Consider the following 13,983-nt stretch of genomic DNA (forward strand, 5'->3'; position numbering starts at 1 on the left):
GAACCGATATCCATGCCCTTGACCCTTTCACTCAACACCAACCCGCTGGTAAACCGCTTCGCCGAGCCGGCTGACCTGATCGAAACCGTCGCGCGCGATCTGCGCATCCGCGATCTGCAGCTGACGCATGAGTTCATCAATCCCAGCTGGCAAGCCCCCGTCATCCGCCGTCTGACGCGCGATATGCAGGCCGCGTTGAAGCGCACCGGCGTTCGCGTGACCTCGGGCATGACCGGTCCATACGGTCGCCTCAACCATTTCGGCCATCCGGACAAGGATGTCCGGCGCTACTATATCGATTGGTTCAAGACCTTTGCCGACATCACCGCCGATCTCGGCGGCCATTCCGTCGGCACGCAATTCGCGATCTTTACCTACAAGGATTACGACGATCTCGTCCGGCGCGAGGAACTGATCAAGATCGCGATCGATTGCTGGGGTGAGGTCGCGGAGCATGCCCGCGCGGCAGGCCTTTCCTATGTATTCTGGGAGCCGATGAGCATCGGCCGCGAATTCGGCGAGACCATCGAGGCATCTCTTGCGCTGCAAGACCGCTTGACGAAGGCGCGGCTTGCCGTGCCGATGTGGATGATGGCCGATATCGATCATGGCGATGTCACCTCGGCCAATCCCGACGACTATGATCCCTATGCCTGGGCGCGCGCCATCCCCAAGGTTTCTCCGATCATCCATATCAAGCAGAGCCTGATGGACAAGGGCGGCCACCGGCCCTTTACTGCGGAGTTCAACGCCAAGGGCCGCATCCAGCCGGCGCCCTTGCTTGAGGCTTTTTCAGAAGGTGGTGCCAAGGACAACGAGATCTGCCTGGAGCTGTCGTTCAAGGAGCGTGAGCCCAACGATCGCCAGGTTATCTCGCAGATTGCCGAAAGCGTCGCCTTCTGGGCACCTCATATCGACACGGGCGTTGGCGACTTGCATATCTAGCCGCGGAAACAGCTGAATCTTGATTCTGCAGCCAAATCAGCCACGAGGCGATGTTAGAGGCGTTAAATCGAGATCGGAAAACGAATAGGCGGACCTATATGCGTGATGAAGTAGGGTGGAGCGGCCGATGACCGATGCAGATGCTTCGCTGGCCGTGCGGGCGGCCTGGCTGCACTATGCCGGAGGATTGACGCAGTCCGAGGTGGCCAAGCGTCTTGGCGTGCCCTCGGTCAAGGCGCATCGACTGATCGCGCGGGCGGTTGCCGATGGCGTAGTCAAAGTAACGATCGATGGCGATATCGTCGAATGTGTCGAGCTTGAAACGAAGATCGCTGCACGTTTTGATCTGCAATATTGCGAGGTTACCCCCGATCTCGGCGAGGAGGGGTTCGCCTTCCGCGCTCTGGGCCAGGCCGGCGCCGGCTTCCTGCGACGTGAAATCGAGAGCGGCAACAACAAGGTCATTGGCCTCGGCCATGGGCGCACGCTCTCGTCCGCGGTTCACCACATGTCTCGCGTCAGCGCCAAGGATCTGCGCTTCGTCTCGTTGCTCGGTGGATTGACCAGAAACTATGCCGCCAACCCCTATGACGTGATGCATCGCATCGCCGAAAAGACCGGCATGCAGGCACATGTGATACCGGTGCCGTTTTTCGCCAACACGCGCGAGGATCGGGATGTGCTGTTGGCCCAGCGCGGCGTCAAGGAAGTGTTCGACCTGGCAAACGGCGCCGAGCTGAAGCTCGTCGGCTTGGGCACGGTCGATACCAATGCACAACTCGTGCTCTCGGGCATGGTGGAGCCGCACGAGATCAAGGAGGTCACGGCTGCCGGCGGTGTCGGCGAAATTCTCGGTCATTTCTTCGATGCGGACGGCAATATTCTCGAGACGACGTTGACGGCGCGCACGCTGTCGGCATCGCTGCCGCGTTCGAAGAAAGAGCGGCTGGTGGCGCTTTCGGGCGGCCTGCCCAAAGTCGAGGCCATTCGGGCAGTTCTGAAGAGCCGCTGTCTATTCGGTCTGATCACCGATGAGAGGACAGCACAGGCGCTATTGAAGGATTAGCCCTGGCTCACGTCGAGCGAAACACAAGACCGCATCAACATAACAGAAAAAATGTTGAATTGTTAGATTTTTGTGTTATATTCTATTTGGTTCCATCCGAGTGAAAGCTGGAGTGCAAGGTGAAGCGGGAAGAGCGCCAGCAATCGATCATCAATCTGCTCGTCGAGCAGAAGACCGTCGATCTCGACGATCTGGCTGATCGCTTCACCGTGTCTAAGATGACCATTCATCGCGATCTCGATGATCTCGAGCAGTCAGGCGTGCTGCGCAAGGTTCGCGGCGGTGCGACGATCGATGCCGGCACCCAGTTCGAAAGCGATTTCCGTTTCCGCGAGCGCCAGGGGCACGAAGAAAAGCTCAGCATGGCGCGCTGCGCGCTCGCTCTGGTCGAGCCCGGAATGACCGTTATGGTCAATGACGGATCGATGGCGGCCGTCCTCGGCGAGATGCTGCTGCAGAAGCGGCCATTGACGCTGATCACCAACAATGCTGCGATCATAGACCGCCTGAAAAGCGAAAGCGGCATCACGCTGATCGCGCTAGGCGGCATCTATTCCGCGAAATTCAATGCCTTTCTGGGCGTTGTCACCGAGGAGGCGCTGTCGCGGCTGAGAGCCGACATCGCGTTCCTATCGACACCTGCCATATCAGGCAGGCTTGCCTACCACATGGACGATAATGTCGTGCGCACGAAACGGGCCATGATCGCTTCGGCCGCCAAGACCTGCCTGCTCGTCAGCCATCAGCGCATGGGGCATACGGCTCTGCACGTGATGGCCGATCTTGCCGATTTCGACGCCGTGATCACCGATCGCGCTCCCGATGCCGCGATTCTCGAGCAGTTCCGCCGAGACGGCATCACCCTCACCATTGCTTCTACCCAGGATATGACATGACAGATACGCCTCGCTATTGGATCGGCACGAGCTGGAAAATGAACAAGACGCTGGCGGAGGCGCGCGCCTTTGCCGAAGCCTTGCGTGCCGCCGACGCGCCGAGAGATCCGCGCATCCAGCGCTTCGTCATCCCGCCGTTCATCACCGTGCGTGAGGTCAAGGCAATCCTGTCTGACAGTTCCGTCAAGGTCGGCGCCCAGAACATGCATTGGGCCGACCAGGGCGCCTGGACAGGGGAAATCTCGCCGCTGATGCTAAGGGATTGCAATCTCGACGTCGTCGAGCTCGGCCATTCCGAGCGCCGCGAGCATTTCGGCGAAACCAATGAAACCGTGGGCTTGAAGACCGAGGCGGCCGTCCGCCATGGGCTGATCCCGCTCATCTGCATCGGCGAGACGCTGAGCGATCGCGAAAGCGGACGCGCGACGGAGATCTTGAGCGAGCAAGTGGTCGGCGCGCTTTCGAAGCTTGCAGCCTCGCAGAAGCAGGCGCAGATCCTGCTGGCCTATGAACCAGTCTGGGCGATCGGCGAAAGGGGAATTCCCGCCGAACCTTCCTATGCCGACGCACGCCAGGCCGAGATTATCGCCGTCGCGCAAAACGTGCTCGGTCGAAAAATTCCATGCCTCTACGGCGGATCGGTCAATCCGCAAAATTGTGAAGAACTCATATCCTGCCCGAACGTAGACGGGCTTTTCATCGGGCGCTCCGCCTGGAACGTCGAAGGCTATCTCGACATCCTCGCCAAGTGCGCCGCCAAACTCTGAGGAGACATACAATGAAGCTTGCAATTGCTGGAGATAGCGCGGGCGAGGGCCTGGCCAAGGTTCTCGCCGATCATCTGAAGGACCGTTATGAGGTGAGCGAAGTGTCGCGCACGCAGGACGGCCCGGATGACTTCTATGCCAATCTCGCCGACCGCGTCGCTTCCGGCGTCATCGACGGCACCTACGACAAGGCAATCCTCGTCTGCGGCACCGGCATCGGCGTCAGCATTTCCGCCAACAAGGTGCCGGGCATCCGCGCGGCCCTGACCCACGATACCTATTCGGCGGAACGTGCCGCACTGTCGAACAACGCCCAGATCATCACCATGGGCGCCCGCGTCATCGGCACTGAACTGGCCAAGGCCATCGCCGACGCCTTCCTGGCCCAGACCTTCGACGAGAAGGGACGGTCAGCCGGAAACGTCAATGCCATCAACGAGGTCGACGCGAAGTACAACGCTCGCTAAGGCCTGTCTCCCAAGACGCGGCAAGCCCGGCTAATCCCTGTCGATCGGCCGGGCTTGTCTGTATCTGGCGGCAAGGTGACCGGGCGTTTATCTGGCGCGGCGGCCTGCCAGCCATTGCTTGAACTCGACATTGGTATCCGTCTGGATGGCGCCGACGCCGGCCTCAACAAGCGCGCCCCATACACTTTGCGGATCCTTGACGGCGCGGCTGTCGTTGAAATCGAGATTGTGGGCGACGTCGAGTGTGTTGACCCACAGCCGGATGTTTTGACGCTCCAATTCCTCGCGGCCAGCCGCAAGATCGGCGATATTGGCGAATTTCACCTCGACCATCGGCACGCGCAGCGGCTCGATCAGCTGAAGATCCTCGGCGAACTTGCCGGGCCGGGCGCGGAACATCGGCATATATGGGATGGAGCCGAACCAATCGGCATCGAGCACCGGGAAGTTGCCGGTCTCCGGCTCGACATCGGATTTGATGATCACGTGACCTTCTGCACTTAGCCGCCGGACCGTTGCAATCACCAGCGGGAGTTCGCGTGGAAATTTCGTGTCGATATTGACGAAGACGCGCCCACGCGCCTCCTCGATCGCTTCCTCCAGTGTCGGCATGCGCTCGTCGGTCAGCGGCGCCGTCTCGCCGCCTGCGCCTGCGCGAAGGCGTGCATCGCGCACCGTCGCGAAGTCGGTTGCGCCGACGATACCCTTACCGGATGTGGTGCGGTCAAGCGTTTTGTCGTGGATGACGACAAGCGTGCCGTCCGCGGTTGCCTGGGTATCGATTTCGACAAATTCGACGCCCAGCTCCGCGGCAGCGCGGATTGCCGCCAGGGAGTTTTCCGGCGCTTCCGACCACAATCCACGATGCGCAATGGTAAGAACGTCTGCGTTGGCACGCGACAGAAGCTCGTAAATATCGTCTGGGCGGGACGAGGGCCACGGCGAGGCGGCGTTCTGGCGGGGCATGAGGATGACTTTCGTGGGCTGGATGGTTCTTGTGACGCAATGCATGCCTTGATGTGTCCGAAGAATGCAAACGCGAATGGCTCTGACGTCGACTGGATGCCCTTTGGACATGACGGCGCAGTCATTCAATAATACACATACAGTGTATTATTTGTGACGAGTCGAATAGAAAAAGGGGGCGAGCTGGGAAGGTGGCAAGATCGTAGTAAGGCACATTGCTCAGGGTGCTGCTTATCACCGATAGAGATAACACCATGAATTTTCCAAGCAAAATCGACGGTCGCCAGTTCAAATCCGGCCCCCGCAACCAGTTTCTGCACATCGGGCGTACATACTAGCCAACTGGGAAGAATCCGCGAGCCACGCCAACTCAGTGTTTCTGCAATAGGTCTGTGATTTCAATGCCCAGTGCCTTCGCCAGACGGTCCAGGACTTCGATGCTAGGGCTATAGACGCAGCGTTCCAAGGAACTGATATAGGTTCGATCAAGGTCAGCTCGATGCGCCAATTCTTCCTGCGACATCTTCTTTGCTTGCCGCAGCTTTCTCAGGTTTTTCGCAAACGTCTCCCGTATGTCCATGGGTACGAGAGAAAACACTTGTAGAGTATTCATCCACGGAGTATTCTCTACAATCGTATCATCAGTACGCCTAGCTGCGACGTTGCCAGAGTTGGGTTTACAGAAAAATGATGCCGGGACGGGAGCTGATGAAACTCCTCCACCTGACCTATTCCGTTAAGACTACAGAGAAACCCGCCCGGGGACTGGTATATGCCGATGAAAGCGGGGTTCGCTGGGAGATAATGAGCAACGCGGAGACGCCCGGCAATGCATGATCGCGTGATAGCAACACCGATAGAAGATGTGCAACGCCGATCCTTCCCAGGCAGGGTTGGCGTTCCAAACGCACAATCGATCCGCCTGATCGAGTGCCAGTCGACGAGCAACTTCGGATCATCCGGATCCATTCGAACCGGTCACAGACCGAGTTTGGCCAAAAGTTCGGCTTGAGCTATCAGCAAATCCAGAAATATAAGAGCGGCAAGAATATCATGAGTGCCTCATTCCTCTACAAGGTCGCCAACTGCCTGAATATTCCGATTGCACGCTTTTTCGTGGCTCTGCCGCAAGTTGGGTCGGCATGGTCGGATTGCTGCTTGCCTGAGATAGGCGAGCGTATCGCTTACCTCGCGTCGAGCGGAGGCCGCCGCTTTGGGGAGGAGATTCTGCGTCTTCCTCCGCAGCTCAGAACCCGCACCCTTGCCCTAATCAAGCTCGCGGCTGGCGATGACGATGACGCGACAAAGCCGCGAGACGTTGCCGACGCGGAAACGATCGATTGACAGTGAGGAAGCAAAACATGAGCACGGACTACATCGTGATTGAGGATTGGTACATCCTGACCGAAGCCGAAGCGATCGAGGTTGCAGTCGACCGGCATGGCGAAGATGAAACCACGTCGGTTGCCTATTGTGCGTTTGAGACCTGGGGCGATCGTAACGACCCCGAGTACCAATTTTGGTTCGGCCTGTTTCTCAAACTGATACAACAGAAGCATGTCGGCTGGGCCTAGAGATCAGGACGCCCGCTGCCGCTCTCGTTCACTAGACATGTCACGGACATCGCGCATCAATGCGACTTCTGCATTCCCCTAGGCTTTACAACTGCTGCAAGAGAACGCCGGATTCCAAGCTCCACCCTTGTCGCAAGCAAATCGCCGATGGAATCGGTAGACGTGCAGGATGTTTGCACGAGCAAAGCAGCTATACCTAGCAGCGCTGTCGATTTCATGCGTTTTGCCTGGATCTGCCTTCCTGGAATGGTCAGTAGACACGAGCACGCGATGGCAGCTGAATAGTATTGCAAGCAGGTTCCAAACCATTCGAGGCCGAGGTAATGGATCGTCTCGAGAGATCTGTTTTGAAGCGTTCACGCTTCGAGAAAGCAGCCAAAAACTACTAGGTTGTTGTGACTATCGCAGCAATCGTCCTATGGATCAGGTAACTGTCCACACGACCTAAGGCGGGATCGGGATTGAATTCATGGCCGCGTTTGAGAAATCTCCGTTGGCGAGCGAGAACGAACGCCTCATCCTCGATATCGTTCGTCGGCACGAGCCGATCGCGCGCGCGATGATCACCGCGCACACCAATCTGACTCAGCAATCCGTGCATCGCTTGGTCGAGATGCTGATAGCAGGCGGCTTGCTCCGCGCGGCGGCACCGCTCAGGGGCACGCGCGGTCAGCCAAGCCCGACGATCAAGCTGGTGAAGGAGGCGGCCTATTCCGTCGGCATTTCCGTCAACACCGACGCCGTAACCCTATCTCTCGCCGACTTTGGCTGCAACATCATCGCACAGCAGACGTTGGAGATGGTTCCGAGCGATCGCCGGGTAACGCTTGCAGCACTGTCGCAAACACTTCAGTCCCTTCTGAAGGAGCATGCCGTATCGCGTGATCGTCTTATCGGGCTTGGCTTTGCCATGTCAGGCTTCTTCGTTTCGGACAATCGCGCTTTCAACGCTCCGGAACCCTTAAGGGACTGGTCGCTGATCGACCTGCGACCCGAATTGGAAGGGGTCTTCGAGCTGCCCGCTTGGCTGGAGAACAATGCCACGACAGGCGCTATCGGCGAAAGCTTGCGCGGGGTCGGACTGTGGTGCTCCACCTTCGCCTACCTCTCCTTCAATTACGGATTTGGCGGCGGTCTTGTGTTGGAGGGTAAGCCCTATCTCGGCTTTCACGGTAATGCCGGAGAACTCAGTGCCATCTACACGTCCGAAGGGGCGCCACGACGACCGGCCCTGCAGTACCTGATCAACAGCTTGCGGAAGAATGGTATCGAGATAAGCTCCATCGAAGAGCTGCGGCAAAACTTCGATCCGACCTGGCCGGGCGTGGAAAGCTGGCTCGCCGATACCATGCCGACCCTCGATCGATTGATCGCGACGTTGATTGGCGTGCTCGATCCGCAAGCTATCGTCTTCGGCGGACAATTGCCACCGGAGCTCGGGCGGATGATGATTTCCCGCGTGAGCATGCCCTCCGAACGTCGTCATCGCTACGGAGTCGCCCCTGGCGAGGCGCAGTTAATCCTCAGTGAAACGAAAGGGGATGCTGCCGCCATTGGAGCGGCACTCCTGCCGTTGAAATTCCGCTATTTCCTGTAGCGCGCGCCTCGATTGGCTCATACTTTGCCGGGCAATCTGGCTTTGGCACCCTGCTGAAGTGCTGAGGGGAGACGGCCGTAGCCAACCGCTTGAAGCTATAGCCTCGGTACTCGGCGCAGCCGGATTTTGCTGGACGATCACAATTGACACGCAAGACCGCAGTTCTTGTTGGTAACGGAAAACTGGAAAGTGATCTTTCGGCAGTCGTGGAGAACGCGCAGTTTATGATGCGTTTCAACGAGCCGAGTCTCGCTGACGACATGCGGCCCGCGCACGGACATGCTCATGCTGGCCGCATCGAGCACGGCGCTGCATCAGCGTCTGGCCAATCCGGCCCTTCTGGAGAATGCGGTGCTCAAGTCCACAAAAGTGATGATGCTCACCTATCATCCCGAGATCACCCGCAAATTTCATCCTTGGCCCAACATCCTGCAACGCTTGACGGTGGAGGGGCCGATTGGGCGATGCAAACGATCAAGCGCACGGGTATTACCGCCAAGGAGATCCGTATCACGCCGCCATTCCATGTTGGCGCTTCCATGGGGCTCGGGCTTGCCCAATCCCGAACGCGCAAGGTCATTCCGAGCACCGGCTTCCTCGGCATCTATCATGCACTCGCAAACTGTATCCGAACGGGATGCGAAATTATGCGGTTTAAGCTGGGAAGGAGGGAGGCGGCGTGACTGGCAAAATGAGCGCTCGTGGGCCGAGAACAAGATAATGACGAGCCGCGTCAGCCTGATGGCTTAAACCACGCGACGTTAGCCAGCGGTAAATGCGGGCAGCCTGCGTTTGCCTCTACTGTCCCAGCAATGCACGCAACTCCGATAGCCGGTCATTGACCAGCCAGCCGTAGTAATTCTCCGCCGGCAGCTTCTTGCCGCCGGGAGCGTCTGCCGCCTGCCGCAAGGCCAGCGCCCGGCGCCGCGGCTGACCGACGTTATAAAGCGTGGCCGTCAGCCCGGGATTGTCCGTGATGTCGAAGCCCTCGTCACGGTAGGCGTCTATGGCATCCCTGACGATCGCTGCGATGTAGACGACGCTGCGCTCGGGATCCATGATGTCGCGATAGATTGCCTGCGGATCGTCGGCGGATAGTTTCGGCAAGCCACTGGTCGCGTGCACGAGGTCGGTGACTTCGAGTGCGGTCAGCGGACTGATCTGTCCGAGACCAAAGGTCTGACCCGCAAAGAAGGGCTGGAAGAAAGCACGCTGGAACGTCATGTTGTCATAGGTGACGCCGTCGATGACCCTACCGCGGAAGCTCTTGTCCCAGGTCTCGTCGCGGCATTCCCACAATTCGGCGCTGCCGGTGAAGGCATCGCAATGGGCGAATTCCGGCTTTTTCACAAAGGACTGGACGCTTACGTCCTTGTAGCTGAACTTGAAGTCGGCCTGGGAATAGGCGAGGGCCTTGACGTAATAGGACTTCACCCTGTTGACGATCGTGATGTTGTACGTGTGTTCGCCGACCAGCGCGCCGACGATGTGGATGGGGTCGATCTGATAGGTTTGCGCGGCCTTCTTGATCGAGGCCATCAGCTCTTTATCCTCGCGAAGCACGCCGACGATCTTTTGGTACTTCTCTTCGTAGGTCGTATCGAAAGCCTTCGCTCGCAACGCCGATGTGTTGGGTATCGGCGGCTGTACGCTGTTGCGATTGCCTGGGGGCACCCGGACCAATTCGTGCCCGAGGCAGGCGCTTGTCAGCGTCAGAATGACAAGAAGGCTAAGCGCAGGGATTTTCGACAGGCTTGTTCGCATTCGCAATGGCTTTCAAAATAGTCCCCAGCACCGGGATGATCTTCATATTCGATCGGCTCGCGAAGGCAAGGACACGTGCTTCTTCCACCCGCCGAATCACAATAAACTTTCCGTAGATCAGCTTCCCGCTGCAGAGGCGCGTAGCAGTGCTGCTGGAGCGCGCTGTAAACCCGCCGCGGTGGTTATTGGAGAGGATGCCGGTGAAACATCTTTTAATGGCCGGAGGTATCTTGCTCGCGGCGGCGCCAGGCGAGGCGGTGCCGACGATGGCCGATGTTCCGGCTCTTGCGAAGGCCGCGGTCGCGAGACGCATCGACGCGCCGGCTTCCGCCATTCACATCTTGGCCGCCAAGCCGAGTTCGAAAATGCCCGGTTTCGTCGTCTGCGGCCGCGTTGATGGCACTTCCGACGCGGGAGGGGAAAGCACTCCGGAAGCGGAGCGTTTTTTTGTCATCATACCCGGCGATTTCGCCATATTGGATCAGGACGGCAAAAGCCTTGTTGACACCTATTGGTCCGAAAGTCACTGCGAATGAGTCGTCAGCGCCTTGCTGATCATGGCGAGTTCTTCGGGCGTGCGGCCCGATTCCAGCCGGACCCAGCTGTTCGGATTGGCGGCGGATTGGCGCTTGATGAACGTATAGCCGGTTCCGTCCCAGGTTTTGATGGAGTCGGTGAGATTGTCCAGGATCAGATCGCCATTATTCGTCCGGGCCATTAGCACGAGATGTCCCTCATTGTGCGTGTCGAGGACGACGGTCAATAGTAGCGCCGAGCGCGACCAGCCGGCCTCCACAAGCAGCTTCTTTTTCAGAAGGACATAGTCGTTGCAATTGCCGGCGCCATCGTCTGGGTAGGTCCACCAGTTGATGATGCCGAGTTTGTAGATTCCGTAATGATCGTTGTCGCCGATGCCCTGGATTTCGTGATTGATCAGGCCGTTGATCTGTCGCAGTTGCGCCCGACGCTCCTGGTTGATCGTGATAAATTCTTCGCTCTTCTGGCCGGGCACGCATTCCGCCGGCTGCGCCGCGCAGAAGCCGGTCCAGCCGACGGGTGCACTGGCGTCGGTAATGATTCGGGCAAACTGATGCGCCTCTGTGGCCGCATTCGCGACGGATTTCGCGGTGGTTGCCGTCGAAAATAGCAGGCCGGCCACGAAGAGAAAGCTGGCAGCGACGAGGAATGAACGCATATTCGGCTCCATGAATGCGGTTCATGAAATCCGATGCAGTCAAATTTATTCAGAAGAAGATTATTCGCATTTTAGCAAAGCTGCGTTTTTTGCGATCTTGGCTGTCGTATGCTTGGGTTGGAGCGACGCGGTTGCAATATTGTGAGCCCTCGCGGAGAGGGACATGAGATCCGACGCGCCCTAGAGTTATGTTCCTAGTTGCTTAAGCAGTCAGTCGGAGGGACCAAACCGTTGCCATTCAGCACCGACCGAGGTTGGCAGATCTCTACCCCACATGCCAATCCTGCGAACCGCTGCGCGGCCGGGAGAAATTCACATTTCCGACATGGTGGAGACATATTTCAAGTTGTTAAACCCTCGAAGGTACGCCCAATTCAAAGTGCCATATTTATTTCCTGAAAGGCCGATGCGTGTATGCTGCGATCGCATGGGCTCTAAATTTGAGCCGGTATCTTACACGACGGGGATTCTTATCCACAGTGAAAGCGGCGTTTGCAGATAACTTCAGTTCGCCGGTACAATATAGGATAGGCATGAGCTCGCGTCTAAGGCCGTGTCCGAAATGAACCTTCCATGCTTCCCAACGAGGAATATTTGGTTATGGTCGCAAATGGTCTTGTCGCGCGATGTTGCGTAATCTTTTGAAGGTGAGTGCATGGAGACGCCGTTTCAGTAAAGTGTGCTTGTGATGAAAAAAGCCGCACCAAAATGTACTCTTTATGGTTGTAATAGATGAAAAACGAATCACTACAACATATTTTCTCCAACGGCGAAAAGTCTTCGGACAAATGGGCTCTTTACCTGGATGTTTACGAGAATCTGTTCGCGTCGTTTCGCGATCGACCAATTTCAATTTTGGAGATCGGGATTCAAAATGGCGGTTTTACAGAGGTTTTGGCTGCGTATTTCCCGAATGCGACGCAGATTGTGGGATGTGATATCGATCCGAAATCTGGGGAGCTCGCGTTCAGTGATCCTCGCATATCGGTCGTTGTCGGTGACGCTTCCAACGCCGAGACGGCTGCACGCATAGACTCCATCTCAGCGGAGTTCGATATCATAATCGATGATGGGTCACACACCTCGAAAGACATAGTTGCCGCGTTCAGCCACTATTTCCCAAAGTTGCGTGAAGGCGGTCTATTTGTCGCCGAAGATCTACATTGTAGCTATTGGTTTGAGTATGAAGGTGGACTTGCTCATCCGTTCTCATCGATGAGCTTTTTCAAGCTTCTTACCGATATTATTAATTTCGAACATTGGGGTATCTCACAGCCAAGGACCCGTCTTGTGCAGGATATGCTGCATCATTATAGTCTCGAGATTGCTGAAGACGAGCTTGCAAAGATATCTTCTGTCGAATTTTTCAATTCTATGAGCATTGTCCGAAAGAAGGCTGCCTCGTCAGTTACGCTTGGGAAACGCTTTGTGAGTGGAAACCAGTTTTCCGTTGCAGATAACGCGCGTTTCAATCTGAGCGATGCTTTGCGAAACGATCAGCACGGCAACCCTTATTCTGATCTCGATTTGATAAGCAATAAGCACGTTTTTGGTATTCTTGCCGGCGTACTTTTACACTTGGATGCTTCAAAATTTGAGCGGGCGCAAATTGTGGAGCGTCTTGGTGCTATCGAAAGCCAAATGGTGGCACGCCTTGGCGGTATGGAAGATAAGGTTAGGCAGAGCACCACAATACAACATGCCGAAATATTAGAGAGACTGGCTGCGCTTGCAGCTGGAATAGAAGAGTGCAAGCGCCCGCGGACATTTTTCGAATGGCTGCGCGTAAAGCTTCGACAGGTGCCCCGCTAAAGGTTGTTATGACGTGATTCATATTCCAGTTCAAATATTATCGAATGCGATAGAGTTCGAGCGTTACATCGAGGATTGCGTTCTTGCTCTGCGCCAGCAAAATGGAGTTGGCAAGCAATACAAACTTACCGCCAATATCGTCGTATATGAGCCGGTGCAGCCAGCTACGATTGCGCGAGTCAAGGCGCTCTCAAGCGATCATTTTATAGCGAATGTGATCAGCATAGACAGAAATTGCGGCTATGGCGAAAAGCAGAATTTGATTTGGAAAGAGTACACGAAGAAGCTGGTCGAGCCCTTTGACGCATTCATAACCATGAATCCGGACATGATCCTCATGCCCGATGTGCTCGATAAGCTATATTCGACCTTCATCAGTAGCGCTGGTCGCGCAAATATCGTCGAAGCCCGACAGTTTCCAATTGAGAATCCGCCAAGGGCCTTTGACCGCGAGACGCTGGAGGTCAATTGGTGTAGCGGAGCCTGTATATTGATCTCGGCTGCTTTTTTTGAGCGCGCCAAGGGCTTTGATGAGGCGATCTACCTCTATTGCGAGGATGTCGATCTTAGCTGGCGGGCCTGGCTGGATGGGGGATTGTGTCTCTATCGCCACGATGCCGTTGTTGCGCACATGACGCGTGGGATCTTCGAGGCACGCTACAATTCTCATTCGGTGGCCACTCATGAATTCAACATGGCATTGAGCCATCTGATCCTCACGTGGAAGTATTTTTCGGCGAACGAAGCGGTACATGAAGCCAAGATGAAATTGTTCTGGGATAATCAGTGGATTGCGCGTCATACGAAGGAAGCCGCACTTGCCCAACTCGAGGCCATCAAGCCAAGAATAGAGCGTTTTGCCAAAAGCCATCCGAGAATTGATATCCTTGATTTTGGCCTATATTCCGACATGAGACCCAATCTGATCTGAGGT

At 56.5% G+C, this 13,983-nt stretch carries 16 protein-coding genes and 1 pseudogene; 13 read left to right on the plus strand and 4 right to left on the minus strand.

Going from position 1 to position 13,983, the window contains the following annotated elements; all coding sequences use genetic code 11:
* Positions 1-12 precede the first annotated feature (12 nt).
* From FHT29_RS32195 to FHT29_RS32215, 5 genes are all read left to right on the plus strand, one after another.
* Entirely contained in the window at positions 13-945 is a 933-nt protein-coding gene (locus FHT29_RS32195; protein WP_168601001.1) for a TIM barrel protein, read from the plus strand.
* Between the two features lie 127 nt (positions 946-1,072).
* Positions 1,073-2,011 (plus strand): sugar-binding transcriptional regulator, encoded by a 939-nt coding sequence (locus tag FHT29_RS32200; RefSeq protein ID WP_168601002.1) that lies wholly within the window; start codon positions 1,073-1,075, stop codon positions 2,009-2,011.
* Positions 2,012-2,130: 119 nt separating this feature from the next.
* Positions 2,131-2,907 carry a DeoR/GlpR family DNA-binding transcription regulator gene (locus FHT29_RS32205; RefSeq protein ID WP_168601003.1) on the plus strand — a complete coding sequence of 259 codons (777 nt, stop codon included), beginning with the start codon at positions 2,131-2,133 and terminating at the stop codon, positions 2,905-2,907.
* Positions 2,904-3,674: a triose-phosphate isomerase gene (locus tag FHT29_RS32210; RefSeq protein WP_168601004.1), complete on the plus strand. Its 771-nt coding sequence runs from the start codon at positions 2,904-2,906 to the stop codon at positions 3,672-3,674. Before FHT29_RS32205 ends, FHT29_RS32210 begins: the two co-directional genes overlap by 4 nt.
* 11 nt (positions 3,675-3,685) lie before the next feature.
* The gene (locus FHT29_RS32215; protein WP_047639603.1) at positions 3,686-4,141 is read left to right on the plus strand and encodes an RpiB/LacA/LacB family sugar-phosphate isomerase; all 456 of its coding nucleotides are present in this window, start codon (positions 3,686-3,688) and stop codon (positions 4,139-4,141) included.
* 87 nt (positions 4,142-4,228) lie between these two features.
* Here FHT29_RS32215 and FHT29_RS32220 read toward each other — a convergent pair whose 3' ends face one another.
* Both FHT29_RS32220 and FHT29_RS32225 read right to left on the minus strand, forming a co-directional pair.
* Positions 4,229-5,107 (minus strand): glycerophosphodiester phosphodiesterase family protein, encoded by an 879-nt coding sequence (locus FHT29_RS32220; RefSeq protein ID WP_168601005.1) that lies wholly within the window; start codon positions 5,105-5,107, stop codon positions 4,229-4,231.
* Positions 5,108-5,477: 370 nt separating this feature from the next.
* On the minus strand, positions 5,478-5,687 hold the full coding sequence (locus tag FHT29_RS32225; protein WP_168601034.1) for a helix-turn-helix transcriptional regulator: 210 nt from the start codon (positions 5,685-5,687) through the stop codon (positions 5,478-5,480).
* 350 nt (positions 5,688-6,037) lie between these two features.
* Between FHT29_RS32225 and FHT29_RS35125 the strand changes: the two are divergent.
* The 5 genes and pseudogenes from FHT29_RS35125 to FHT29_RS32245 form a co-directional block, all read left to right on the plus strand.
* Positions 6,038-6,154 (plus strand): annotated as a pseudogene (locus FHT29_RS35125) (helix-turn-helix transcriptional regulator); the annotation flags it as partial.
* Positions 6,155-6,160: 6 nt separating this feature from the next.
* Positions 6,161-6,451: a hypothetical protein gene (locus FHT29_RS32230; protein WP_234903897.1), complete on the plus strand. Its 291-nt coding sequence runs from the start codon at positions 6,161-6,163 to the stop codon at positions 6,449-6,451.
* A 38-nt stretch (positions 6,452-6,489) separates the two neighbouring features.
* Positions 6,490-6,681 carry a hypothetical protein gene (locus FHT29_RS32235; RefSeq protein ID WP_047639680.1) on the plus strand — a complete coding sequence of 64 codons (192 nt, stop codon included), beginning with the start codon at positions 6,490-6,492 and terminating at the stop codon, positions 6,679-6,681.
* Positions 6,682-7,150: 469 nt separating this feature from the next.
* Entirely contained in the window at positions 7,151-8,278 is a 1,128-nt protein-coding gene (locus tag FHT29_RS32240; RefSeq protein WP_168601006.1) for an ROK family transcriptional regulator, read from the plus strand.
* 143 nt (positions 8,279-8,421) lie between these two features.
* Positions 8,422-8,961: a hypothetical protein gene (locus FHT29_RS32245; protein ID WP_246703198.1), complete on the plus strand. Its 540-nt coding sequence runs from the start codon at positions 8,422-8,424 to the stop codon at positions 8,959-8,961.
* A 115-nt stretch (positions 8,962-9,076) separates the two neighbouring features.
* Here the strand turns inward: FHT29_RS32245 and FHT29_RS32250 are convergent, their stop codons facing one another.
* Entirely contained in the window at positions 9,077-10,042 is a 966-nt protein-coding gene (locus FHT29_RS32250; protein WP_168601007.1) for a DUF1402 family protein, read from the minus strand.
* Between the two features lie 146 nt (positions 10,043-10,188).
* Here FHT29_RS32250 and FHT29_RS32255 point away from each other — a divergent pair, with 146 nt between their 5' ends.
* Entirely contained in the window at positions 10,189-10,578 is a 390-nt protein-coding gene (locus tag FHT29_RS32255) for a hypothetical protein (RefSeq protein ID WP_348644915.1), read from the plus strand.
* On the opposite strand, the gene FHT29_RS32260 is transcribed toward FHT29_RS32255, so the two are convergent.
* On the minus strand, positions 10,566-11,237 hold the full coding sequence (locus FHT29_RS32260) for a transglutaminase-like cysteine peptidase (RefSeq protein WP_168601008.1): 672 nt from the start codon (positions 11,235-11,237) through the stop codon (positions 10,566-10,568). The two genes, FHT29_RS32255 and FHT29_RS32260, sit on opposite strands and share 13 nt — an antisense overlap.
* A gap of 732 nt (positions 11,238-11,969) precedes the next feature.
* On the opposite strand from FHT29_RS32260, the gene FHT29_RS32265 reads away from it, so the two are divergent.
* Positions 11,970-13,049, plus strand: coding sequence for a class I SAM-dependent methyltransferase (locus tag FHT29_RS32265; RefSeq protein WP_168601009.1), 1,080 nt, complete (start codon positions 11,970-11,972; stop codon positions 13,047-13,049).
* 13 nt (positions 13,050-13,062) lie between these two features.
* Positions 13,063-13,980 (plus strand): hypothetical protein, encoded by a 918-nt coding sequence (locus FHT29_RS32270; RefSeq protein WP_168601010.1) that lies wholly within the window; start codon positions 13,063-13,065, stop codon positions 13,978-13,980.
* Positions 13,981-13,983 lie beyond the last annotated feature (3 nt).

Source organism: Rhizobium sp. SG741 (genome assembly GCF_012275435.1).
Lineage (GTDB): Bacteria > Pseudomonadota > Alphaproteobacteria > Rhizobiales > Rhizobiaceae > Rhizobium > Rhizobium lusitanum.

Bases quoted from the DNA above. Each gene is read 5' to 3' on its own strand.
- FHT29_RS32220 (WP_168601005.1), bottom strand. From the start codon at position 5,107: ATGCCCCGCCAGAACGCCGCCTCGCCGTGGCCCTCGTCCCGCCCAGAC.
- FHT29_RS32260 (WP_168601008.1), bottom strand. From the start codon at position 11,237: ATGCGTTCATTCCTCGTCGCTGCCAGCTTTCTCTTCGTGGCCGGCCTG.
- FHT29_RS32195 (WP_168601001.1), top strand. From the start codon at position 13: ATGCCCTTGACCCTTTCACTCAACACCAACCCGCTGGTAAACCGCTTC.
- FHT29_RS32200 (WP_168601002.1), top strand. From the start codon at position 1,073: ATGACCGATGCAGATGCTTCGCTGGCCGTGCGGGCGGCCTGGCTGCAC.
- FHT29_RS32230 (WP_234903897.1), top strand. From the start codon at position 6,161: ATGAGTGCCTCATTCCTCTACAAGGTCGCCAACTGCCTGAATATTCCG.
- FHT29_RS32210 (WP_168601004.1), top strand. From the start codon at position 2,904: ATGACAGATACGCCTCGCTATTGGATCGGCACGAGCTGGAAAATGAAC.
- FHT29_RS32250 (WP_168601007.1), bottom strand. From the start codon at position 10,042: ATGCGAACAAGCCTGTCGAAAATCCCTGCGCTTAGCCTTCTTGTCATT.
- FHT29_RS32215 (WP_047639603.1), top strand. From the start codon at position 3,686: ATGAAGCTTGCAATTGCTGGAGATAGCGCGGGCGAGGGCCTGGCCAAG.
- FHT29_RS32265 (WP_168601009.1), top strand. From the start codon at position 11,970: ATGAAAAACGAATCACTACAACATATTTTCTCCAACGGCGAAAAGTCT.
- FHT29_RS32225 (WP_168601034.1), bottom strand. From the start codon at position 5,687: ATGGACATACGGGAGACGTTTGCGAAAAACCTGAGAAAGCTGCGGCAA.
- FHT29_RS32240 (WP_168601006.1), top strand. From the start codon at position 7,151: ATGGCCGCGTTTGAGAAATCTCCGTTGGCGAGCGAGAACGAACGCCTC.